At 32.4% G+C, this 24,749-nt stretch carries 21 protein-coding genes; 1 reads left to right on the top strand and 20 read right to left on the bottom strand.

What is annotated here, in order from left to right; genetic code table 11:
- Positions 1–2: 2 nt before the first annotated feature.
- Both ppk1 and NNH57_RS23335 read right to left on the bottom strand, forming a co-directional pair.
- Positions 3–2,108, bottom strand: coding sequence for a polyphosphate kinase 1 (gene ppk1, locus NNH57_RS23340; protein ID WP_108808907.1), 2,106 nt, complete (start codon positions 2,106–2,108; stop codon positions 3–5).
- Complete coding sequence (locus tag NNH57_RS23335) at positions 2,108–2,593, bottom strand: SixA phosphatase family protein (protein ID WP_108808906.1); 486 nt, start codon at positions 2,591–2,593, stop codon at positions 2,108–2,110. Before NNH57_RS23335 ends, ppk1 begins: the two co-directional genes overlap by 1 nt.
- Positions 2,594–2,980: 387 nt before the next feature.
- On the opposite strand from NNH57_RS23335, the gene NNH57_RS23330 reads away from it, so the two are divergent.
- The gene (locus tag NNH57_RS23330) at positions 2,981–5,182 is read left to right on the top strand and encodes an OmpA family protein (RefSeq protein WP_108808905.1); all 2,202 of its coding nucleotides are present in this window, start codon (positions 2,981–2,983) and stop codon (positions 5,180–5,182) included.
- A 6-nt stretch (positions 5,183–5,188) separates the two neighbouring features.
- Here NNH57_RS23330 and pdxH read toward each other — a convergent pair whose 3' ends face one another.
- The 18 genes from pdxH to hisD form a co-directional block, all read right to left on the bottom strand.
- Complete coding sequence (gene pdxH / locus NNH57_RS23325) at positions 5,189–5,833, bottom strand: pyridoxamine 5'-phosphate oxidase (RefSeq protein ID WP_074406353.1); 645 nt, start codon at positions 5,831–5,833, stop codon at positions 5,189–5,191.
- Between the two features lie 74 nt (positions 5,834–5,907).
- Complete coding sequence (locus NNH57_RS23320) at positions 5,908–6,813, bottom strand: ribonuclease Z (protein WP_074406354.1); 906 nt, start codon at positions 6,811–6,813, stop codon at positions 5,908–5,910.
- A gap of 62 nt (positions 6,814–6,875) precedes the next feature.
- Positions 6,876–7,334 carry a thioredoxin family protein gene (locus NNH57_RS23315; protein WP_108808904.1) on the bottom strand — a complete coding sequence of 153 codons (459 nt, stop codon included), beginning with the start codon at positions 7,332–7,334 and terminating at the stop codon, positions 6,876–6,878.
- Between the two features lie 49 nt (positions 7,335–7,383).
- Positions 7,384–7,716, bottom strand: a complete 333-nt coding sequence (locus NNH57_RS23310) for a ribonuclease Z (RefSeq protein ID WP_074406356.1) — start codon at positions 7,714–7,716, stop codon at positions 7,384–7,386.
- Between the two features lie 3 nt (positions 7,717–7,719).
- Entirely contained in the window at positions 7,720–8,649 is a 930-nt protein-coding gene (locus tag NNH57_RS23305) for an aspartate carbamoyltransferase catalytic subunit (RefSeq protein ID WP_074406357.1), read from the bottom strand.
- Between the two features lie 46 nt (positions 8,650–8,695).
- Complete coding sequence (pyrR, locus tag NNH57_RS23300) at positions 8,696–9,235, bottom strand: bifunctional pyr operon transcriptional regulator/uracil phosphoribosyltransferase PyrR (protein WP_025663732.1); 540 nt, start codon at positions 9,233–9,235, stop codon at positions 8,696–8,698.
- A 223-nt stretch (positions 9,236–9,458) separates the two neighbouring features.
- A complete protein-coding gene (locus NNH57_RS23295; protein WP_132066252.1) occupies positions 9,459–9,860 on the bottom strand; it encodes a hypothetical protein in 402 nt (133 codons plus the stop codon).
- Between the two features lie 376 nt (positions 9,861–10,236).
- A complete protein-coding gene (gene rpsA, locus NNH57_RS23290; RefSeq protein WP_025663730.1) occupies positions 10,237–12,057 on the bottom strand; it encodes a 30S ribosomal protein S1 in 1,821 nt (606 codons plus the stop codon).
- 173 nt (positions 12,058–12,230) lie between these two features.
- Positions 12,231–14,318: an OmpA family protein gene (locus NNH57_RS23285; protein ID WP_108808903.1), complete on the bottom strand. Its 2,088-nt coding sequence runs from the start codon at positions 14,316–14,318 to the stop codon at positions 12,231–12,233.
- Complete coding sequence (locus tag NNH57_RS23280) at positions 14,319–15,236, bottom strand: PorP/SprF family type IX secretion system membrane protein (protein ID WP_074406360.1); 918 nt, start codon at positions 15,234–15,236, stop codon at positions 14,319–14,321.
- A 4-nt stretch (positions 15,237–15,240) separates the two neighbouring features.
- Positions 15,241–17,898, bottom strand: a complete 2,658-nt coding sequence (locus NNH57_RS23275) for a gliding motility-associated C-terminal domain-containing protein (protein ID WP_108808902.1) — start codon at positions 17,896–17,898, stop codon at positions 15,241–15,243.
- Between the two features lie 256 nt (positions 17,899–18,154).
- Positions 18,155–18,751, bottom strand: coding sequence for a bifunctional phosphoribosyl-AMP cyclohydrolase/phosphoribosyl-ATP diphosphatase HisIE (gene hisIE / locus NNH57_RS23270; protein WP_074406362.1), 597 nt, complete (start codon positions 18,749–18,751; stop codon positions 18,155–18,157).
- A gap of 78 nt (positions 18,752–18,829) precedes the next feature.
- Entirely contained in the window at positions 18,830–19,585 is a 756-nt protein-coding gene (gene hisF, locus NNH57_RS23265; protein ID WP_074406363.1) for an imidazole glycerol phosphate synthase subunit HisF, read from the bottom strand.
- Positions 19,586–19,709: 124 nt separating this feature from the next.
- Complete coding sequence (hisA, locus tag NNH57_RS23260; RefSeq protein WP_074406364.1) at positions 19,710–20,462, bottom strand: 1-(5-phosphoribosyl)-5-[(5-phosphoribosylamino)methylideneamino]imidazole-4-carboxamide isomerase; 753 nt, start codon at positions 20,460–20,462, stop codon at positions 19,710–19,712.
- A 26-nt stretch (positions 20,463–20,488) separates the two neighbouring features.
- Positions 20,489–21,070, bottom strand: a complete 582-nt coding sequence (gene hisH / locus NNH57_RS23255; RefSeq protein WP_074406365.1) for an imidazole glycerol phosphate synthase subunit HisH — start codon at positions 21,068–21,070, stop codon at positions 20,489–20,491.
- A 59-nt stretch (positions 21,071–21,129) separates the two neighbouring features.
- Entirely contained in the window at positions 21,130–22,266 is a 1,137-nt protein-coding gene (hisB, locus tag NNH57_RS23250) for a bifunctional histidinol-phosphatase/imidazoleglycerol-phosphate dehydratase HisB (protein ID WP_074406366.1), read from the bottom strand.
- A gap of 53 nt (positions 22,267–22,319) precedes the next feature.
- The gene (gene hisC / locus NNH57_RS23245; RefSeq protein ID WP_074406367.1) at positions 22,320–23,378 is read right to left on the bottom strand and encodes a histidinol-phosphate transaminase; all 1,059 of its coding nucleotides are present in this window, start codon (positions 23,376–23,378) and stop codon (positions 22,320–22,322) included.
- 69 nt (positions 23,379–23,447) lie between these two features.
- On the bottom strand, positions 23,448–24,731 hold the full coding sequence (hisD, locus tag NNH57_RS23240) for a histidinol dehydrogenase (protein ID WP_074406784.1): 1,284 nt from the start codon (positions 24,729–24,731) through the stop codon (positions 23,448–23,450).
- Between the last annotated feature and the right edge of the window lie 18 nt (positions 24,732–24,749).

Genomic DNA, 24,749 nt, shown 5'->3' with positions numbered 1-24,749 from the left:
AATTAATTTCCTAGTTTTTTTAAATAATAGTCGTATGTTGCTTTTTGTGATCTTACTTTCTCTTTATCGTTTTTAATGTACACATTATCTTGCTCTTTAGAAAGTCTTCTGGCTTTAACATTATCGTTCCAGCAAATATCAAAAGTATCCATTAATTCCAATTTGATATCCTCATCGTAGATGGGACAAGAAATCTCTACTCTTCTATCTAAGTTACGTGTCATCCAATCTGCCGATGATATATATACTTTTGGTTCTCCTCCATTTTGAAATATGTATAATCGTGTGTGTTCTAAAAACTTATCTATTACACTTATTGCTCGTATATTTTCACTCATTCCCGGGATACCAGGTATCAAACAACAGATACCTCTAATAATTAAATCTATTTTCACTCCCGCTCTACTTGCTTCATATAGCTTATCTATCATATCATAATCACTCAAGCTATTTAATTTTAGTTTAATTCCTGCTGGCTTTCCTTCTTTTACATTTCTAATCTCTTTTTCTATTAGTTTTACCAGAGAAGATCTTGTATAATGTGGAGATACCAATAAATGTTTATAGCGGTTTATTTTATAATTTATTTCAAAAAACTTAAATACTCTATTGGTTTCCTTCAGAATAGATTCATTGGTTGTAAACAAAGTATAATCGGTATAGATTTTTGCTGTAGATTCGTTAAAATTTCCAGTACTTATAAAACCATATCGTTTAAGTTTTCCTTTTTCTTCTCGTTCGATTACACATGCTTTACAATGTACTTTAAGTCCGGTAACTCCAAAAATCAAATGTATACCTTCTCTTTGCATTTGCTCTGCATAACGAATATTTGCAGCTTCGTCGAAACGAGCTTGTAATTCTATTTGTACAGTAACGTTTTTACCATTTTTGGCAGCATTTATAAGAGAACTGGCAATATGAGATATATTTGCCAATCTGTATATCGTAATTTTAATACTTTTTACTTTTGGGTCAATTGCAGATTCTCGTAAAAATTTTACCGTATATGAGAACGTATGATAAGGTGTGTATTGCAGAAAATCTTTTTTGGCTATCTTATCTAATAAGCTTCCTTGCAAAACAAGACCGGGTATAGCTAAAGGTTTAATTGGTTGGTATACCAAATTAATAGCGCCCAAATCTGGAAAATTCATATAATCTCTGCGATTATGATATCTTCCTCCAGGAATAATACTATCTGTATTTTCAACTCCCATTTTTTCCATTAAAAAATCAAGGGTATCTCTTTCGATTGTTTTATCATATACAAATCGAACTGGTTCTCCGTCACGGCGAGATCGTACACTACTTGATATTTTTTGAATAAAACTTTTACTTAGATCATTATCAAAATCCAACTGGGCGTCCCGGGTTATTTTAATCATATGGGCTGATGCCCGATCATAATTAAATATACTAAAGTTAATATGCATACAATACCTGATCAAATCATCTAAAATGATAATGAATTGTTTTCCATCCTTTTCGGGAAGTACAACAAATCGATCTGTATTTTTTGGTATCTCGATTAGTGCATATATTTTTTCTTTGGTGGTTTGTTGTAATATTTTGGAGATTCGCCCTTCTTTAGGGACTTTATCTTTTAGTACCAGTTTTACTGCTAAATACGCTACACTATCTTTTAGATGTGGAAATTTTTCTAGATCATTTAGTATATAAGTAACTAAAGCCGGACTAACTTTACTTACAAAATAGTTACGAATAAAAGCATCTTGATCTGGTGTAACCTGATTTTCATCAATAATAAAAATATTATGATTTTCAAGTTCAATTTTAATATTATCAATGGTTTTAAGGCTTTCTGCCTGTTGCTTGATAACAATATTTGTAATTTTTTCTAGTAGTTCGTTTGCCGTAGTACCTTTAAGTACATTTTTTCCATCCTTTCCAGCCTGGTCTATTCGTTTAATAGTAGCATACCTCACCTTAAAAAACTCATCCAGATTATTAGAAAATATACCAATAAAACGTAATCTTTCTAATAGTGGAACTGTATCATCTGCAGCTTCTTGTAATACTCTTGCATTAAACTGAAGCCAACTTAATTCTCTATTAACATATTGATTTTTAATATTTTCTGTCATTATCTCAAAGATTTAGGAAAAATTGTTAATAAGTTTTTTCCTACAGAAATATTTTGCCACATATCTACTTCAAATTCTATAGCAACTACTCCGGCAGTCGGGAGATTATCTATATGTTGATCTCCAAAAAGATTAGCGATCGAAGTAAAAGCATGATTATGTCCGAATATCATTAAAGTATTAATATCATTGTGGCAATTTTTTATCACATCAATAACCTGGGTTCCCTCAAAATCATAAAGTTTTGGTTCTAAAGAAAATATGTTTTCCGGAATATCTAAATGACCTACAATAATTTTTGCAGTACTATATGCCCTTTTAGCTGGGCTACATAAAACTTTATCGATCGGTTTTACCAGTGTTTTCAAATGTTCACCTACCAATCCGGCATCTCTTACTCCTCTATCATTAAGAGGTCTTTTATCATCCGACACATCAAACTCCCAAGAAGATTTTGCGTGTCTTATTATATATAAAGTTTTCATGAATCTGATACTATTTTAGCAAAAATGAAGTTATTTAATACAAGTTTAAGGATTCGTTTTTACAAATCTTAAATATAAGAATATAAAAAATCAATTTTCATGTAATTATAAGTAAGATTGGTTTTCATATTTATGCTACTGTACTTATCAAATAATTAATATAAAATTAACAGACAAAACAGCTAAAATAATGAAAATGAACATAATAAACGCTTGGTTTTAATCGATAAAAATGGTATTTACATCGAAAACATGTTTTTTTTCGTATATAATTAAATGTTAAAATATAAATTTACATACGGTTTTCCCTTAAATCAGAGTGTTTCCTCCAAACATTATGAGCACAAATTTATCATAATATCAGCAGGGTAATAAAAAACAAAAAAGGTGGAAAAAGTGACTATTATAAAAAGAAATCTTAAATGGTTTCAAAATATGTGCCTACTTATATTCATATGCAGTATTGGTTCTACAATTGCATATGGACAGGTAGAGGTGCCTCTTAAGAAACGTACAGAATTAACACTTAAGGGGGATTTCAAGTTTGTATCTAATACTATTTTGGGTAAAGTTAGTAAAGATGATGGGTCTGATGTATTTGATCCTAATAAAAGCTATAATGATGGTGGATTAAACAATCTGTTTAAGATGGGCTTTATCGATATTGATAATGACCTAACTACTTTTAATTCTAGTAGTGCAGATTTAGATATTGATTCTAGTTGTAATACTATTAAACATGTTGGTTTATATTGGACAGCTGCTTATGCAGATGATAACAGACAACATGATATTACTTCTATAAAAATAAAATATCCTGGACAACAGTCTTATTCGACCATTAGTAATGGACAAATAATTCATGATTACTATAATGATGGTGAATCTTTGTTCAAACAATATTCTTGCTATAAAGATATCACTGCAGATATTTTAGAATTAGAAAATCCATTAGGAACATATACTGTTGCAAACATCCCAGCTACTACTAGTGCGGTAAATGATGATGACACTTTAGGTAATGGCCTTGCCGGTGGATGGACAATGGTTGTAATTTATGAGGATGACACCAAACCCAGAAAAAGATTTTATGTATATGATGGTTTTGTAAATATTGACTCAAAAGCAAAACCTGTAGCTTTTTCTTTTAACAATTTTCAAACTATTCCTAATGGAGCAGTTCACGGAAAAATAGGGGTAATTGCTTATGAAGGTGACAAAGGAATTATAGGAGATCGTTTTCAGGTAATGTCTAATGAAACTAATAGATATAAAAGTCTTGCAGATGGCATCAATCCTATGAACAACTTCTTTAATGCCAATATCACTGAAAATGGAAAAAATGTAAAAACTAGAGTCCCTGCAAGCCAAAATACATTGGGATATGATGCTGATTTATTTGATATAAAAAATGTAAGAAATAGTATTATAGGTAACAATCAAACAGAAGCTAAATTTAGATTATCAACTAATAATGATGGGTATTCTGTTATGGCAGTTGCATTTAGTGTAGAAATATACGAGCCTGCAATTCATATTGTAAAAAGATCAAAATATACTGCTAATGATCAATACATTCATCCAAATGATGTTTTAGCTCCAAAACAAGAAATAACATATAACCTTACCATATATAATGATGGTAATGATAATGCAAAAAATACTACCATAAAAGATGTTTTACCAAAAAATGTAATTCTTTCTGAAAAGACTATAATTTTACCCTCCAAAAGAATAAAGGTAAAATACAACAAAGCATCTCGAACATTAAATTTCATAGTACCTAATAAAATGGTAAAAACAGATAGTGAACCATTTAAAATTAGTTATAATGTGATTGTAGACACCGAATGCGAGTCAATTAACACAATTGATGATATTCTTGTAGTGGACCAACCAGTGATGGCCGAGTTTAATGGAACCCTAAATGAAACCGTAAAATATTCTAAAGGGTATAATCATATCAACTCTTGTGAACTACCTGATTTCTATCAATTTAAATTAGCTATAGATATTAGTGAATTAAACTGTCCTAATGCCAGCCGTCTTGTTTCTATTCCTAAAAAGAAAATGAATAGCCAATTTGCTGTTGTAATACCTGGGGAGATGGATGAAGTAACTAAATCTAATAACACAAAAAGCGGCGGTATTGCCTCGGGAGATATTGTACAGTCTAGTGGTACACCTGAATCACCTTTAAAATCAGATTTAAAATTGACCAAAACCATAAACGATCTGATAAACTTGAATGAAATTTATTTTGATTTTGATAAATGGGATATCACCAAAAAAGCAGAAGTTGAGCTTGATAAAGTGGTAGAAATTATGAATAATGATTACCCAAATATGGTAATCAAAATAGAAACACATTCTGATAGTCGTGGTGAAGAAAACTATAACCTAACGCTTTCTCAAAAAAGAGCAGAATCCATTTATAATTATTTGATAAGTAAAAATATCTCTAAAAATAGAATTCTCTCTTATGTTGGATTTGGAGAAACCAGACCTGTTAATAACTGTAAAGATGGAGAAGACTGTTCTGAAGATCAATATCAAAAGAACAGACGTTCTAGTTTTGTAATTATGTAATCTTTTTCATGGAGACAATCTTTCTATCTCCCAATTCTTTTTTTGATTAGCATAACGAATTCGATCATGTAATCGATTAGCTCTACCTTGCCAAAATTCAAACTCAATAGGTACTATACGATACCCTCCCCAAAATTTAGGCATAGGTATATCGATATCTTTATATTCCTTTTCTAAAGATTGTAATCGCTTTTCTAACGCTTCTCTTGATTTAATCACTTCACTTTGATCAGATGCCAAAGCTCCTAATTGACTCCCTCTTGGACGAGATAAAAAATAACGAGTGCTTTCTTCTTCTTCTATTTTTTGCGCTGTACCTTTAATAATTACCTGTCGTTCTAAATTAGGCCAAAAAAAAGAAATACATACTTTATTATTAGCAGCAATAGCTTTACCTTTTTCTGAAGAATAATTAGTATAAAACACAAAACCGTCTTCGTCAAAATGTTTTAACAATACTATTCTTGCTTTTGGAAATCCGTCTAATCCTGTAGTAGTTATTGTCATTGCATTAGCCTCATCAACTCCGCCAGCCTCTTCTACTTCTGCAAACCAATTAGAAAAAAGCTTAAAAGGAGAACCCGGGAGATTCTCTTCCTCTAAAAAACTTTTTTCGTATGACTTTCTGTATGCTGTTAGATCTCTATTCATTATCTCAAATTATTATGCAATTTACCTATTTTTAAAATATAGAAAACAATAATAAGTAGATAATTTTTACCATATCAATACTCAAATACTTTACCATCATCAGCTATTTCTACATCATCAAAAACAGTTTTTGCTTCTTCTCTAAAAAGTTCAATATTTTCATACCTGGTAGAATAATGTCCTAAAATTAAGGATCCAACATTTGCCTTTTTGGCAATAGTAGCTGCTTCAATAGCCGAACTGTGACCAGTTTTTGCACACAAATGTTTATGGCTTTCCAAAAAAGTAGATTCGTGATACAATACAGTAACGTCTTTGATTAAAGGAATTTTTTCTTCATTATACTTAGTATCACTACAAAATGCATAGCTCTTAACGGGTTTAGGAGGATCGGTTAACTCTTCATTAGAAATCACGGTGCCATTGTCTAAGACAACATCTTTTCCCTTTTTTATCGCACGGTAATATGCCTTATCAATATCATAATCAGATACCTTGTCTATTAACAAGGTTCGGTCACCTGGTTTTTCCTGAAATAAAAACCCATTACAATATACCCTATGTTGTAAAGGTATTGTACGTACCATTACTTTTTCGTCTTCAAAAACAATCTCTGATTCTGCATTGGTAAGTTCATGAAAGTATAATGGATAATCTGTCCACGAATTAGAAAGTTTTAACTGCAATGTAATAACTTCTTTTATTCCCTTAGGACCATGAATATGTAATGGTGCATCTCTACCAAGTAATCTAAAAGTAGATACTAATCCAATTAGTCCGAAAAAGTGATCTCCATGAAGATGTGAAATAAAAATATGTTTAATTCTTGAAAACTTGATCTTATTTCGTCTTAATTCTACCTGGGTTCCTTCTCCACAATCAATTAAAAAGATATGATTGTTCATTTCTAAGACCTGAGAAGTTGGATTTGTAAATGTGCGGGGAGTTGCAGAATAGCAACCTAAAATCGTAAGTTTCAAAATTATTTTTCCTATTTATTAAACAGGCTGTGAATATAATCTAATCTTATTTATAAATCAATCTAACGACCAAAAGAATCAAACGATGTTAATAATGATATATATCCTTTTGCATCAAGATTTCTTCTATAGCCTGTTACTCCTAATACATTTCCTTCCTTATCCAGAACTAAAATAACAGGGAAAACCCATTTTCTGTTATATTTTTGAGCAAGTATCTCATTTTTCTTTTGTTGAGTTAAAGAAAGTTTATTTTTTTTCCGCTTAGGGAAATCTGCTTTTACCCAAATGAATTTTTGATCAGCAAATTCAATAAACTCCTGATTAGAAAAAATATTTCTTTCTAATTTAATACAAGGAGGGCACCAATCTGATCCAGTAAAAAACAATACAATATTTTGATCTTTTTCTTTTGCTAGTGACTTTGCTTCATCAAAATCATATTTCCAATCCTGAGCTATAACGCCTTGACCAAAACACACAAAAAAGAGTATACTTACAATTGGGGCAAATCTGTTCATAACCTATCAGACGAAAAGCAGCATAAATAATTACAAAAAGTTAAGTTTTTTAAAAACCTAGATCTCTTTCTATTTCTTCCATCTCTACCAAATCATATGCTTCCTGTAGCGTAGGAACAATTGTTATTTCACTTAAGACTTCATCATAGGATATCTTATTTGTAACAATCACGAATGAATGCTTAGCAGCTTTATGCTGATTAGAAATCCTTAAAAATTCATTAACATCATCTACAGAGATTTGTTCTAATGAAAACAAGTTAACAATTATATTATCATTTTCGAGGGAAGTATACTTGTCTTCAAGGCCTTTAACAAACTCAATAATTGTAGTTTTTTCTTGTGTGATTATAGTAGTAGAACCTTCTTTATTAAAAATCATAAATTATCGTTTAATTTTTGAAGCTAAAAGATATATTACAGCCATTCGCACTGCAACTCCATTCTGTACCTGATCCAATATTATGGCTTGGTTAGAATCAGCAACATCACTCGTGATTTCTACTCCACGATTGATTGGTCCTGGGTGCATGATTACAATTTCCTTATTCAGACTATCCAATAACTTTTTATTTACTCCAAATTGTTGGGTATATTCTCGTGTTGATGGAAAATAACTAATCTCCATTCTTTCATTTTGTACACGCAACATATTGGCAACATCGCACCAGTCTAGTGCTTTTCTTAGATCCGTTTCGACCTGAACTCCTAATTTCTCAATATATTTAGGAATCAGAGTTTTGGGGCCACAAACTTTTACTTCGGCTCCTTGTAATTTTAAAGCAAAGATATTAGAAAGCGCAACTCTAGAGTGCAAAATATCTCCTACAATCACAACCTTCTTTCCTCCTACCTCTCCTAATCGTTCGCGTATCGAATAAGAATCCAACAAAGCTTGTGTAGGATGCTCATGCGCTCCATCTCCTGCATTAACAATACTTGCATCTACATGTTTAGAAAGAAAAACTCCTGCCCCTGGATTAGGGTGCCTCATGACTACCATATCTACTTTCATCGAAAGAATATTATTAACAGTATCAATAAGTGTTTCTCCTTTCTTTACAGAAGAAGATGCTGCAGAAAAATTAATTACATCTGCAGAAAGTCGTTTTTCTGCTAATTCGAAAGATAATCTTGTTCTTGTACTATTTTCGAAGAAAAGATTTGCAATCGTTATATCTCTAAGCGAAGGAACTTTTTTAATTGGTCGATTAATAACTTCTTTAAAGTGATCAGCAGTCTCAAAGATTAAATCAATATCTTCTTTATTTAGATATTTTATTCCCAATAAGTGATGTACACTTAATTCGCTCATTAGTCTTAATTTATAATTTTAAATAAAACAATCCTATTCAGAGATCTTAATTTTCTATTAAATACACAGCATCTTTGCCATCATTTTCTATCCAATCTACTTTTACTTTTTCTTGATTTATAGCATCTACCTGGCGACCTCTATAATTAGGTTGTATAGGTAAATGTCTACTAAAACGCCTATCAATTAATGTTAGTAGTTCGATTTCTTGTGGTCTTCCAAAGGATTGTACAGCTGTTAAAGCTGCTCTAATACTTCTCCCAGTATACAACACATCATCAATAAATACAATTCGTTTATCTTCTACTACAAAATCAATATGAGTTTTATTAGCTTCAAGAATTTTTTCTCCTCTCCTAAAATCATCTCGATAGAATGTAATATCAAGGTAACCTAATTTGACGTCTGTTACCATATAGTCATCAACCAAAATTTTCTTAATACGATCAGCTAAAAAAGCTCCTCTTGGCTGAATACCAATTAAAACAGTATCTCTAAAATGCGTGTGATTTTCAATTAATTGACAAGCCAAACGGTGCAGAATTATATCAATCTCTTTCGCACTAAGTAGTAATTTTTGACTCATAATCTCCAAATGGATATCTGGAATACAAAAGTAATGAAATTTTAGAACAATACAATTCAATTTCTAAATAACATACTATAGAAAATCTACTTTACTAAAAACACATTAATGTGAATTAGTCGTTCTAAATTCATAGTATCTAAAAAAGAGATAAATTCAATAATATTAGCAATAAAAAAAGGCGTAATTGTCGTATTACGCCTTTATAAAATAATCCTTTATACTATATGCCTCCAGCTAATAATACAAACGAGTTTTTGGATACTGGAGAAACTTCATAATTCTTTATATTATCAATAGTCTCCATGTATTTTTCAGCTTCTAAAAATGCTGTTTCCAAAGCACTTAAATCTGAGCTTTCTTGTATCATAATAGTTTTAGACATAATACCGCCATCTGTATATTCTATCGTTATTTTCCATTTTTTGATAGAATGAAAACTTTTATTTTCAACTGCTTTTTTTGTTTTTTTACTTTTTGGTTCTGTATCTGTATTCTTTTTTACAGATGTTATGATCGTTTTATCATTTGCTACAACTGCCAACCTATTTGTTTCTTTGGCATTTGCCTGAATGACTATTAAGAAATTTAATACAAATATGATTACCCTGTTTATATTTTTCATTTTAAAAAACATTTATGATTTTTTACAATGCAAATATCAGAAAGCTTCACCCTTGGTACTATACCACTAATAGTGAAAATGCCTTCCCATTTTTCAGGGATATAAAACGTTATAATTCAACCGCACCAATACATTATCACATAGTAATATTATTATATTATGACTCAATAACCGTGCTATTTCTTTTCGTAATATATATCAAAAACCCAGTTATAATAACGATTACGGTAAACATTAAAAAAAGTAGAGCTGTAATTTCACATAGAGTAAACTCAAAATAGATGGGAGTCATACCAACCCTGAATACAGTGTATTTTTAAAAACAAAAGGCCGTTCTTACGAACGGCCTTTACTATATTAAAAAGTGTTGAGAATACTAGTTCCCTCCTTTTTCCATTTTAGCTTTAAGATCTGCTAATGCATCGATATCACCAAGCGTTGTTTTTTCTGCTGAACCTGTAGCAGCTTTCTTCGCAGCTTGTTTAACGATTTTAGCTTCTTCTTCCTTGAATAAAGCTGTATGAGAAGCAACTACTCTCTTGAATTCTTTATTGAACTCAATAATTTGGAATTCTGCTTCATCACCTTTCTTAAGCTTACTTCCATCTTCTTTTTCAAGATGACGAGAAGGTACAAAAGCAACAACATCTTCGTTGAAATCTATAGTAGCACCTTTATCTACAATTTCACCGATGGTTGCAGTATGCTTAGTTCCTAAAGCAAATTCACCTTCATATTTATCCCAAGGATTATCTTCTGTTTGCTTATGACCAAGACTTAACTTACGTCCTTCGACATCTAGTTCAAGAACTATTACATCAAGTTTATCACCTACATTAGTAAAGTCTGATGGATGCTTAATTTTCTTAGTCCACGAAAGATCTGAAATATAAATTAGACCGTCGATACCTTCTTCTAATTCTACAAATACACCAAAATTAGTGAAGTTACGAACGATACCATTATGCTTAGATCCAACAGGGTACTTAGTAGTAATATCTGTCCATGGATCTGGAGTTAATTGTTTGATACCAAGAGACATTTTACGCTCTTCTCTATCTAAGGTAAGAATTACCGCTTCTACCTGATCACCTACTTTTACGAAATCTTGTGCAGAACGTAAATGTGTAGACCAAGACATTTCTGAAACGTGAATTAATCCTTCTACTCCTTCTTCAACTTCAATAAAAGCACCGTAATCAGCAATTACAACAACTTTACCTTTAACCTTATCACCTACTTTAAGTTCTTTGTCAAGAGCTTCCCATGGATGTGGCTTTAATTGTTTAAGACCTAATTGAATACGAGTCTTAGCCTCATCAAAGTCTAAGATAACTACATTCAATTTCTGATCAAGTTCAACGATCTCATTTGGATGGTTGATTCTAGACCAAGAAAGATCTGTAATATGAACTAATCCATCAACTCCTCCAAGATCAACAAATACACCGTAAGAAGTAACATTCTTAACCGTACCTTCTAATACTTGACCTTTTTCTAATTGACCAATAATTTCTTTTTTCTGCTCTTCGATATCTGCTTCGATAAGTGCTTTATGAGATACAACAACGTTTTTGAATTCGTGGTTTATTTTTACCACTTTAAATTCCATTGTTTTTCCTACATATGCATCATAATCACGAATTGGTTTCACATCGATCTGAGAACCTGGTAAGAATGCTTCGATACCAAATACATCTACGATCATACCACCTTTGGTTCTACATTTCACAAAACCATTTACGATTTCACCTGTATCATGAGCACCATTTACTCTATCCCACGCTTTAATCACACGAGCTTTACGGTGAGATAAAATTAATTGACCTGTTGCATCTTCACGCACATCAATTAAAACCTCTACCTTGTCTCCTACTTTAAGATCTGGGTTATAACGAAATTCGTTTAATGAGATAACACCTTCACTTTTGGCATTGATATCAATAATAGCATCACGATCAGTGATGTTAATTACTGTTCCATCTACTACCTCATCATTTAGGGTATCTACAAAATTCTCGGCAACTAACTTTTCAAACTCTTCAAGTTTTGAATCAGCGATAGGATCTATCCCTTCTTCGTAGTTATGCCAATTAAAATCTTTTAGGAATTGTTCAGGATTTGCTTGTTGTGGAGTTTCAGCTACTGCTTTCTTCTCTACTTCCTGAACGTCTGTGTTTTTTGTTTCTTCAGACATTGAAGATAAAATTTGTATCCTGTATATTATTGAGAATCAAGACGAAAATTATACAGAAGTATTAATTAAATTACACTATGTCCTTTTTAATCCTCTTATCCGTTAAAAAGGAGTGCAAAAGTACAATTTAATTTATTAGAAAACAAAAGATTATAATGTGTTTCAACAAATTATTAATACCTAACAATTTCGAATTCACTTCTTCGATTAGTTTGATGATCTTCTTCTGTACACACTTTACTATCACAATCAATTAAAGGTTGAGATTCTCCAAACCCAACAAACTGCATTCTCCTTGCATTTACATACCCTACCAAAGCTAGGTAATTACGAGTAGATTCTGCTCTTTTGGCTGATAATACCTGATTATATGAATCTGTACCTCTACTATCTGTATGAGAACTTATATTAATATAAACGGTTTTATATCGCTCTAACTTTACTGCAAGTTTATCCAGTACTTTTTTAGAATCAGCTCGTATATTCCATTTATCGTAATCAAAATAAATTGGAGGCATATCAAAGTATAGTTTTCCATTCCTTTCGATAACCGGAGGGCCATCTTTGTCTGCAAGAAGAATTTCTCTTAGCCTGGTTTTGGTAATTTCTTCTTTTTTACGCTCTGTATTAGATTCACTAATTCTAGTACGTTCATTGATATTAGTACTATCGTTGATCTGTATTCTATTTTTATCATCGCTCTTATCTGTTACAACGGCATCTTTTGCTCTATCCAAATAAATGATATAGGTCTCTTCTTCTTTCTCTTTAACCACTAATGGTTTGGTTCTGGTTTTATACTTATCTGCAGAAGCTTTAAAATTATACCTCCCGGGAAATATCTTAATATCAAAAGCTGCAATAGAATCTAATTGGCTCTCATATACTTTTACATTATCATTATTGTACAAAACAACATCTGAATTGGCTATATAATTATCGGTTGCATAATCTCTAACTTCAAAACGTACTCTATATTCTCGCGGGAAAATATCTCCAATTTGAGAAAAGGTATAAATATCATCTCCTGCTTTTTTTCGATTTGAAGCAAAGAAACCATCTGTTTCATTATAATAAGTTATAGAAAAATCATCGTAGCTAGAATTAATTGGTGCTCCCAAGTTAATGGGTTTTATAAATTCTCCTCTTCTTAATTCTGAAACAAATATGTCCATCATACCTAATCCTAAATGCCCATTTGAAGAAAAGAATAGATTTCCTTTTTCTGAAATAAATGGAAACTGTTCTCGATTCTCAGTATTAATTGTTGGCCCTACATTAGTTGGTTTACCATACGTACCATCCTGATTTACTGTAACAAAATAAATATCAAAATCTCCATATCCTCCAGGCATATTCGAACTAAAATATAGCATCTCTCCATTTGCACTTAATGAAGGATGCTCAACAGAGTAGTTTACATCATTAAATTCTAATTTCTCAGGTTTGCCCCATTTACCATCAACTTTAATAGCCTTATATAAATGAATAGCATTATTATTAATACTATCAAATTTCTTTTTTCCTTTTTCAGAATTACTTTTAGACAAGTAGATTGTATTTCCGTCGGCAGTAAAGCAAAAATTACCTTCATGAAGTTTTGAATTAATTTCTTTTGAAATCGTTTCAATTTCAGAAACAGGTTTATTGTTCTGATCCACCTTTACTTTATAAATATCCAAAAACGGGCGATGTGTCCATCTATAATTTTTGTCCAAAGGACCATAAGGACGTCTATCGGTAGTAAAATAAAGAATACTATCTCTCCTAATAGCTCCAAAATCAGAGGCTTCAGAGTTAAAAACAGCACTTGCTATAGTATAATCGTCATCTTTCAATTTAAAATCCTCTATTGTAGAAATCGCATCAGAGGCGCTAAAATCTCTCACTGTATTATTTGATTTATACAAAGAGAGGTATTCTACAGATTTTTCATATTCTCCTAAAGCAGACAGTACCTGATACATCATAAAGTTATACCGATTATCGTATGTTTTATCCTTATCATAAAACTTACCAGAAGTTAATATCTTTAGATATCGATACGCTTTTCTAAATTGAAAAGTATTATAGTATGAGGTGGTAATATTTCTAAGGATATGTTTGGTATATCCTTCCTGATTTAACTCTTCTTCGTATTGCTGTGCTGCGTTTATATAATCTCCTTTTTCAAAAAAGCGATCTGCTCTGCTTTTTTGTTGGGAAAAGGCAAACTGAGTAATCAGTATAGTTAATATCAATAATATCTTAGCTTTTATCATCTAGAAAAATCTTGGAGAGGAATATTTATTACTAAACTTAAGAAGGTCAAAATTAAACAGTATTACAATTTCATGACTTCCATTATTATAACCGCTTAAGTCACTAACACTAAAATCATAGGAATATCCAACTTTTAGGTTTTTTGTAATATTAAACCCTGCCAAAGCAATAAAAGAGTCTGTATATCGATAAGATATTCCTAATTCGAACTTATCATAAATCAAAGAGTTTAGCGAAAGATCAAAAGTTAAAGGAGAATCTAAAACCTGCTTAATAACCATCGAAGGTTTTAATTTCACTTCATCAACAAAGTCAAAAACATATCCAGCAATACCATATATATGTGTCTTTGTTTGCGCAACACCAATACCATCGATATCTATATCACTAGGAAGTAAATTAGGCGAAGATATACCTGCATAAAAATTATTAGTAAACAAATACAAACCTGCTCCAATATTTAATTGTGTGGTAGATGTATTATCTGCAAATGCAGGATCATTAGCGACATCAGAACCAGAAGGATCAATTTTAAAATTATTGATACCTGCTTTCAATCCGTATGATAATCGAGTTTGATCAGAAATCTTTGTGATATACGCAAAATCAACGTTTATATAATCATTATTAACCGGGATAGCATCTCCTATCCTATCGTTTACATAATTTACACTTAGCTCAATTTTTTCACTCATAGGGATATTAGCAAATATATTGGCTGTCTGCGGCGCCCCTTCAATGCCTGTCCATTGCCTTCTGTATAATAACCCGGTCGAAATCAAACCACTTTGACCTGTAGCATATGCGGGATTAACCGTGCTCATATTATACATATATTGAGAATATTGTGGTTCCTGCTGGGCATAGATCATCGAGCAGAAAATTATTGACATTATAAAAACTAACTTCAATTTCATTGGTTTATCTGCTTAGGTAAAAACTTCCTTGTATTGGTAAATTATTTTCAAAATTTGGAACAAAAACATAAAAGTATGTTCCCGAAGGAAGATCATCTCCTAACTGTACTGATACATTGCTTTCTCCTCTAAATTCTTCTGTATTAATATTTCCTTCATAGACAAGACTACCATATCTATTATATATTTTCAAATCAAAATCAGGAAATGCTTCTGGGATATTATACACCTCTTCTATCAACAAATCAAAAGTATCATTCTGACTATCACCGTTTGGCGATACTCCATCCTGAAAATCAAGAGTACATAATTCTCCTTTGGCAAATCTCTCTCCTGTATTTAGTATATTTATCGGAACTTCAAGACGTTCGGATTCACAATTATTTGCATCAATTGTAGCAATATAATATACCTGGTTATCAAAAAGTAAAGGATTATCAATAATAGGAATTTCACTTTCTAAAGTAGTGTACCAGTTATAGTTTAGAACATCAACTTCAATATCTTCTAATCTGACAGCATCAAGAATACAAAATTCCTGAGGGGGTACGTTAGGGATTGGTAAATCCACAATTTGTATGGCTACATTTAAAGAAGATTGATCACAAGGCAGTGTATTTGCTATTACATATCTAAAATTATAAATATTGTTTGTTAATGTCTCAAACTCTACAACCCCATCCACACTTAACGCACCTGTATTATCGGTATCTTCAAAAACTCCAGTACGTGGAGTATCTCTATCTAAAAGTGAATATAAGCTAACCCTACCATCTATTTTACAAAAAGTCTCACTTCGATCATTACCAATTTCTACTGGTTCTACAATGGTAATAGTTACTGTAGATTGATCTGATGCAGAACACCCTGCATTACCCGGCACTACATATATATAATCTCCTGCTCCCAAAACCGGTAACAAAACATTACTAGAATCAAAAACACCTAAATGATCTGGTGATGTATACCCAAAAGGGCCTGCCCAGGTTCCTGTTGTACTTGGATTGCCTCCTAAAAGATCAAAAAGGGTTATCGTTAAATCATCTGAGCAGAGTGTTGCGCTTTCATCTTCCCCTGCATTAGATAATTTGTTAATTGTAAATGTTAAATTCGCACTATCAACACATCCATTTACTGTGTTTGTTGAGTAGGTAAATGTAAATGTTTGAGAACTGTTACTATTTGGAAAAACAAACGTATTATCAATTACATCTCCTGCTGCGTTTGTCCATACTCCTGTAGTTGCTATTGTATTACCATTAGTTTTTAATAAGCTTCTAAGGTCTACTTGTCCTTGAGATTCGCATAGGTTAATATCTTTTGTATCTTCTCCCGCATAGTCAAATCCAAATATTTGAACTTCTACTCTGGCAGTCATAATATTACAAGGGTGTTCACAATAAAAATCTGCCATTATATCAGTCTCATAGGGATCACAAAAACCACCAGGATCACTATTAATATTAGGGCTCACCGCATATTCAAAAATATAAGTACCAGGATCTGCTCCAAAAGTATTTACAGTTCCTCTGTGTGTATAAGGCTTTAATGGATCGGGATTAGGTGATAAAACAATTAGCCCTAAATCAGAGGGGCCCGAAACCAAGCGCCAATTCGTGCTTTTATCACTAAAATATTCGAATGGTATACCGTTTTCTGTAGTAAATTCTAACAAATCATATAAATCTATTGTTCCAGGAATATTAGTACATATTTGAAAAGGGGGGTCCTTTTGGTTAAATGGCCTTAGTTGTTCATAGAACACAAAACTGACTTTTGTGGTTTTATCATCACACACTGCAGAACGTTGCTCTACACCATAAACGAAATCAAATTGCTCTCTTCCAAATCGTAAGTTATTACCGCTAATAAGATTGTCATAAATCGCTCTCAAATTAACCATAGAATCCTGAGAGTTATCAATTTGTCCTGTAGGTTCTGGTAACCAGACTCCTTCGATATCTTCTCCTAATAAATATAGGTCGTTAGTTAAATCTATATCAGCATCGTATACTCCGGCCAAAAGATCGTCTTCACAAATATGAGTGGGCTCAGATTCTCCCGAATCTACTTGTCTAACCATTGCTACCCGAACGGTAGTTTGTTGTGGAGGAGAACATCCCGCAATACCAGAAACAGTATAAGTCAATTCGAAAACTTCTTGGTCTACTAAAGGCAACCCAGGCTGATAAGGTATTTCAACCATAAGAAAACCATCATTGCCAACACTTATAAAGCTACTACTAGAACCATTGTATGTCCATTCCCCGTTCAAATGCGGAGAGGGTGTGTTACTATCTAATGCAAACGCACTAAACAAATCAAAACCAATAAGATCACAACCTTGAGCATTTACATTATTTGGACCAGATGGAGGTAATGCAACTCCAGAAAATGGACCTAAAATTAACCGAGCGGTTCTAACTGGATCTGTACCACAGGTGGCAGCATTCATTAATTCGAAAAAATAATTATTTTGAGTTACTGCTGTAGTTGCTCTTTTTAATGCCCATGTAGATAAATTACCGGTTACTTCATCAAAAGCCGATTTAAATCTTGGATCTATACGCCATGTACCATCTGCTAATGTAGTACCAGTTTCATTATATAAATTGATAATCCCATCGGGGCCGTTGACCCCGTCGAAGTCTATATTTTCCATACCACACTTTTCTATAGTGATAAGACCCAAATTACATTGAGAATATGAAGAAAAAGACACCAAAAAGAGAAATGCGTAGAAGAGTAGTTTTTCAATCATAAGTAATAATAATAATGTTTATATATGCAACAGCAAGAAACATAAGGTTTTAAAAGGCTATTAATCAAAGAAATCTCAATACAATAATATTTTGCAATTTTATCAAAAAAAAGAAAGAAAAACACTCCCTGTTTTCAGTGATATTTTTTATTATAAATTAACTTCTAGATTTTAAAACCTTTACAATATCTTTTAACTCATATCCTTTTGCTTGTAAAAGTATCAAATAATGAAATAATAAGTCTGCACTTTCGTTTAAAAATAACTTTTCATTATCATCCTTAGCTTCTATAACTACTTCTACAGCTTCCTCCCCTACCTTTTGCGCTACTTTATTAATTCCTTTTCTAAATAACGATGCTACATATGATGTTGAATCATTCTGATTTTCTTTTCGATTTCTAATCACATCTTCAAGTTCTGACAAAAATCCATAAGATTGTTTATTATCTTCGTTCCAACATGTATCTGATCCTTTATGACAAGTTGGGCCTACTGGATTCACTGTAATCAAAAGAGAATCATTATCGCAATCATTCTTTATGTCTACTAGATTCAAAATGTTACCACTTTCTTCTCCTTTTGTCCATAATCTATTTTTGGTACGGCTAAAAAAAGTTACTTTTTTTGTTTCTACAGTAGTATGATATGCCTCTTGATTCATGTATCCAAGCATTAATACATTCTTAGTTATTGCATCCTGTATAATAGCAGGAACAAGTCCGTCATTATTTTTATTGAAATTTATTTCCATAATTTAAAACACTTCGAAAAGTTTACTATGATATTAAAATTTATATCATTTGTTTTTGCTCATCGAAGATTCTTTTTTTTATAATCGTACAAGAATTTTATTATCCTGTAATTTCTTTTTTAAATCTTTAATTTCTATTTCTTTAAAGTGAAAAACACTTGCTGCTAGTGCAGCATCTGCTCTACCTTCATTAAATGTATCTACAAAATGTTGAATATTTCCTGCTCCACCAGAAGCAATTATGGGTATATTTAGCTCTTCTGACAATATAGACAATGCTTCATTCGCAAACCCGTCTTTGGTACCATCATGATCCATAGATGTAAACAATATCTCTCCAGCCCCTCGTTTTTCTACTTCTTTCGCCCAGTCAAACAAATCCAATTCTGTAGGTACTTTGCCTCCTACTAAGTGTACTATCCATTTACCATCGATTTGTTTTGCATCTATAGCTACGGTAATACATTGTGATCCAAATTTTCCTGCCAGATCATTAACCAATTGCGGGTTCTTTACTGCAGAAGAATTTATAGATACTTTATCGGCTCCATTTTGCAATAAAACATCTACATCTTCAATAGATGAAATTCCTCCACCTACAGTAAAAGGGATATTTATTTTTTCTGCTACTTTAAGCACCAATTCTGCTAATGTTTTACGACGTTCTTCTGTTGCAGAGATATCCAAGAACACTAATTCATCTGCACCTGCTTTTGAATATGCATCAGCAAGTTCTACAGGATCACCCGCATCTCGCAGATCTACAAAATTGACTCCTTTTACGGTTCGGCCGTTTTTGATATCTAAACATGGTATAATTCTCTTTGTTAACATAATCATTTTTTTTACTCAAATACGAGTTTTGTACGCTACTATCCCTTCTTTACTATAGACTTTAATTTTTCGAAAAGTTGCTTTTCAGTAAACTCTTTAGCCATCTCTTGATTTTTTTTTAAGCTTATGACAGGATATATTCTTCTAATTGTTTCAGGCTAATTCTGTTTTCATAAATCGCTTTTCCAATGATAGTTCCTTCACAACCGAGTTCTGCCAGTTTTGGTAATTCATCAAAGGTAGATATTCCTCCTGATGCTATTAGTTTTATTGTTCTTGTTACCTCCTTATCATTAGTAATTACTGTTCCTTGATCCAATATTTTTTTATACAAATCAAATGAAGGTCCCTGTAACATTCCGTCTTTACTAATATCAGTACAAATGACATAGGTTATTCCTTGTTTCATATATTCTTTAATAAATGGGATCAATTCTTTATCACTTTCTTCCTGCCATCCACTTACTGCTATCTTTTCATGATGCGCATCTGCCCCCAAAATAATTTTATCTGCTCCAAATTTTTGTAGCCACGATATAAAAGTTTTCGGATCTTTTACGGCGATACTTCCTCCTGTAATTTGATTTGCTCCACTTTCAAAAGCGATTCTAAGGTCATCATCGGTCTTAAGACCTCCTCCGAAATCAATTTTCAAGTTTGTTTTTGATGCGATTTGCTCTAACACTCTATGATTGACTATATGTTTAGATTTTGCCCCATCTAAATCTACTAAATGCAGATATTCTATTCCATGGGCTTCAAATTCCTTAGCTACTTCTAATGGGTTTTCATTATATATCTTTTTTGTGTTATAATCTCCTTTCGAAAGACGAACACATTTCCCTTCAATAATATCTATAGCTGGTATTATTCTCATAGTTTTACTGTATTATTACTTTCTTTTTATAATTTCAAAAAATTCTTTAATATCTTCTCACCCACAACGCTACTTTTTTCAGGATGAAACTGAGTTGCATAAAAATTACCTTTCTGCAGTGCTGTACTATATGTAACTCCATAACGAGTCTTTGCGACAGTGTCTTTGATAACTGGTGCATAGTAACTGTGTACTAAATAGATATGCTCTTTTTCTAAGATCCCATCAAACAAAGGCGAATCAAGAGATTCTATCTGGTTCCAGCCTATCTGTGGTACTTTTACCTGATTGTCGAATCGTATGACATCGACATCAAAAATTCCTAATCCCCTGGTATTTCCTTCTTCGGTATAGTTACACATTAATTGCATCCCCAGACAAATTCCCAAAACCGGTTGTTCTAATTCTGGGATCAAGCCATCTAATCCAGAATCTCTAAGCTTATGCATTGCGCTACTCGCTTCGCCTACTCCAGGAAAAATAATTTTATCTGCTGCTTTGATTTCTTCGGGATCGTTACTTAATATCGCTTCGTATCCCAGTCTTTGTATTGCAAATTTTATAGATTGGATATTTCCTGCTCCGTAATTGATAATTACAATTTTCACTTTATCTTTTAGGTTTATGATTTTAGATTTACAATTCTTCAATCTTAATTCGTAACTAATTATAGTACTCCTTTAGTACTAGGTAAAATCATTTTATCTGGATCACGTTTTACGGCTACTTTAATAGCTTTTGCAAAAGCTTTAAAAATAGCTTCAATTTTATGATGCTCGTTGGTGCCTTCTGCTTTTACATTAAGATTTGCTTTAGCCCCATCTGTAAACGATTTAAAAAAGTGAAAAAACATTTCTGTTGGCATTTTACCTATCATTTCACGGTTAAATTCTGCTTCCCATACTAACCAATTACGTCCTCCAAAATCAATAGCTACCTGTGCCAGGCAATCATCCATTGGTAAACAAAAACCATAACGTTCGATTCCCAATTTATCATCCAGAGCCTTACTAAATACTTCTCCTAATGCTATTGCAGTATCCTCGATAGTGTGGTGTTCATCGACTTCTAAATCTCCTTTTACTTTGATATCTAAATCCATTTGACCATGACGAGCAATTTGGTCTAACATATGATCAAAAAAATCTAATCCTGTACTAATATTACTTTTACCGGTGCCATCAAGATTTAGTTTGATATAAATATCAGTTTCATTGGTTTTTCGGGAAATTTCTGCAACGCGATCTTTTAGTTTAAGAAATTCATATATTTTTTGCCAATCATTGCTCTCCAGAGCAATATGATTGTTTAACTCTTCCCTTTTTATTGTAATCTCTCCTGTTCCCAGGTTGGTATTATCATTAATAAAAACCCCTTTCGCTCCTAGATTTTTAGCTAATTCCATATCAGTTAAACGATCTCCGATCACAAAAGAATTTATCAAATCATATTCTTCAGAAAAATATTCGGTTAACAACCCTGTTCCTGGTTTTCTGGTATCAGCATTTTCATGAGGAAAAGTTCTATCAAGAAATACTTTATCAAATATGACTCCTTCATTTTCAAAAGATTTCATAATAAAATTATGTACAGGCCAAAATGTATCCTCAGGAAATACGTCGGTACCCAAACCATCTTGATTGGTGATCATTACCAGTTCATAGTTTAATTCCTGAGCAATTTTACCTAAATACGTAAATGCCTTTGGATAGAATATCATCTTCTCGAACGCATCTATCTGCTCATCTGCTGTTTCTTTGATAATCGTACCATCACGATCTATAAATAATACTTTCTTTTTCATATTATAATATTGTCTCTAATTTTACTTTTATTTAAAAAATTTCTGAAATGAGTTCATGATTTTGAAATTGAAGTAAGTACTCGTATTAGTTTTTCATTTTCTTCTTTAGTACCTACTGTAAACCGAAGTGTATTTTTGCATAAAGGTTGTGTACTTCTATTGCGAACCACAATACCTTCTTTAATTAACTGATCGTATCGTTTATTAGCATCATCAACTCTTACCAAAATAAAATTGGCGTCACTTTTAAATATTTTCTCTACAAAATTTATGGTAGATAAAGCTTTTTCTAAATGGGTACGTTCCTTTATTATAGCTGATACTTCAGCTAGAATTTGATCTTCTTCGATAACACGTTTCAAAGCTCGCTGTTGTGTTAATTCGTTCACATTATAAGGTGGTTTTATTTTATTTAGAACGGCTATTATTTTATCAGAAGCATAACAAACTCCTAATCGTATGCCCGCCAAGCCATATGCTTTGGATAACGTCTGCGTTACTATAAGGTTTGGATATCTATCTATACTCCCTACCCAACTTTCTCTATCGGTAAAATCAATATACGCTTCATCAATAATCACCAATCCTCTAAAACGCTCAAGAAGTTCTTCTATTCGTTTTTGTTCAATCAAATTTCCCGAAGGGTTATTAGGAGAACAAATAAAAAGTAATTTAGAATAACTATTCGCTGTAGCGAGTATAGCTTCGACGTCTGGTTGAAAATCCTCTCTTAAACATACTTGTTGTTCTTCTATATTATTGATGTTTGCCAATACTTTATACATCCCGTATGTAGGAGGCATTGTAATAATATTGTCGATACCAGGTTCGCAAAACGCTCTAAATATCAGATCTAATACTTCATCGCTACCATTACCCAGAAGTAGATTGGTTTCTGAAACTTTTCTTTGATTTGCTATTATCTTTTTTAAACTTTTCTGTTGCGGATCAGGATATCGATTGACTCCATTTTCATAAGGATTTTCATTGGCGTCTAAAAAAACCATATCCTGATCAAAATCTGTAAACTCGTCTCTGGCCGAACTATACGGTTTTAGATATTGTATATTCTTACGAACTAATTGTTTTATATTGAATTGAATTTTATTCATTTTTAGTGTATTGCTGTTGGTTAAAACCTCATTAATGATTACTAGCTACTTGTGCCAATCAATTAACAACTATTTCAAACTCTCTAATCGTAGTGTTACTGCATTCTTATGCGCTTGTAAACCTTCTGCTTCGGCCATAAGTTCAATTGCTTTACCTATGTTCTGGATGCCTTGTTTTGATATTTTCTGAAATGTCATTGACTTCATAAAACTATCCAGATTTACACCGCTATATTGTTTTGCATATCCATTGGTCGGTAGCGTATGATTAGTCCCCGAGGCATAATCCCCTGCACTTTCTGGTGTATAATTACCAATAAACACAGAGCCTGCATTGGTTATATTATCAATAAAAAAATCCTCATTTTTTGTACATACTATAAAATGCTCAGGGCCATACTCATTGATTAATTCTATAGCTTGCTGATCATCTTCAACGCAGATTAATTTTGAATTGGATATAGCTCCTTCGGCAATTTCTTTTCTTGGCAAAACCGCTAGTTGTTTAACTACCTCTTCTTCTACTTCATCCATCATTTTTTTAGATGTAGATACCAAAATCACTTGGCTATCTTTACCGTGTTCTGCCTGGCTTAACAAATCAGAAGCAATAAAGGATGCATTGGCAGTATCATCTGCGACCACAAGCAATTCACTTGGTCCCGCTGGCATATCTATAGCGACTCCAAACTTCGTTGCCAGTTGTTTTGCTACTGTTACAAATTGATTACCCGGACCAAATATTTTGTATACAGACGGAATAGTTTCTGTTCCAAAAGTCATTCCTGCAATAGCTTGAATCCCTCCTACTTTACAGATTTTTGTTACCCCACAAAGATTAGCGGCATACAAAATAGCCGGGTGAATTTTCCCTTCCTTATTCGGAGGGGAGCATAATACGATTTCTTTACATCCTGCAAGATTAGCAGGAACGGTTAACATCAAAATTGTAGAAAACAAAGGAGCTGTTCCTCCTGGGATGTATAATCCTACTTTTTGAATAGGTCTTTTCTCCTGCCAGCATTTCACTCCGATTGTTGTTTCAACTGAAACCTTATCCGTTTTTTGTGCCGCATGAAACCTTTCAATATTAGATTTAGCTAATTGTATTGCATCTTTTAAATCCTGATTTACCTGTTTTTTTGCTTCTTCTATTTCTTCAGAATCTACAAGAATTGCATCAAGATCTACCTTATCAAATTTTTTAGTATAACGTTGTACCGCCCGATCACCCTCTGTTTTGACTTCATTAAAAACAGTCAACACTTTTTCTTCAATATCGGCTACAGTTTGTGTTGGTCTTTTTAATATCTCTGGCCAATTGTTTTTATTTGGATTGTATATTTTTTGCATCTCTTCTTCATTTCTGTT

The organism is Aquimarina spinulae, assembly GCF_943373825.1.
Classification (GTDB): domain Bacteria; phylum Bacteroidota; class Bacteroidia; order Flavobacteriales; family Flavobacteriaceae; genus Aquimarina; species Aquimarina spinulae.
This window is presented reverse-complemented; position numbering and strand designations above follow the sequence as displayed.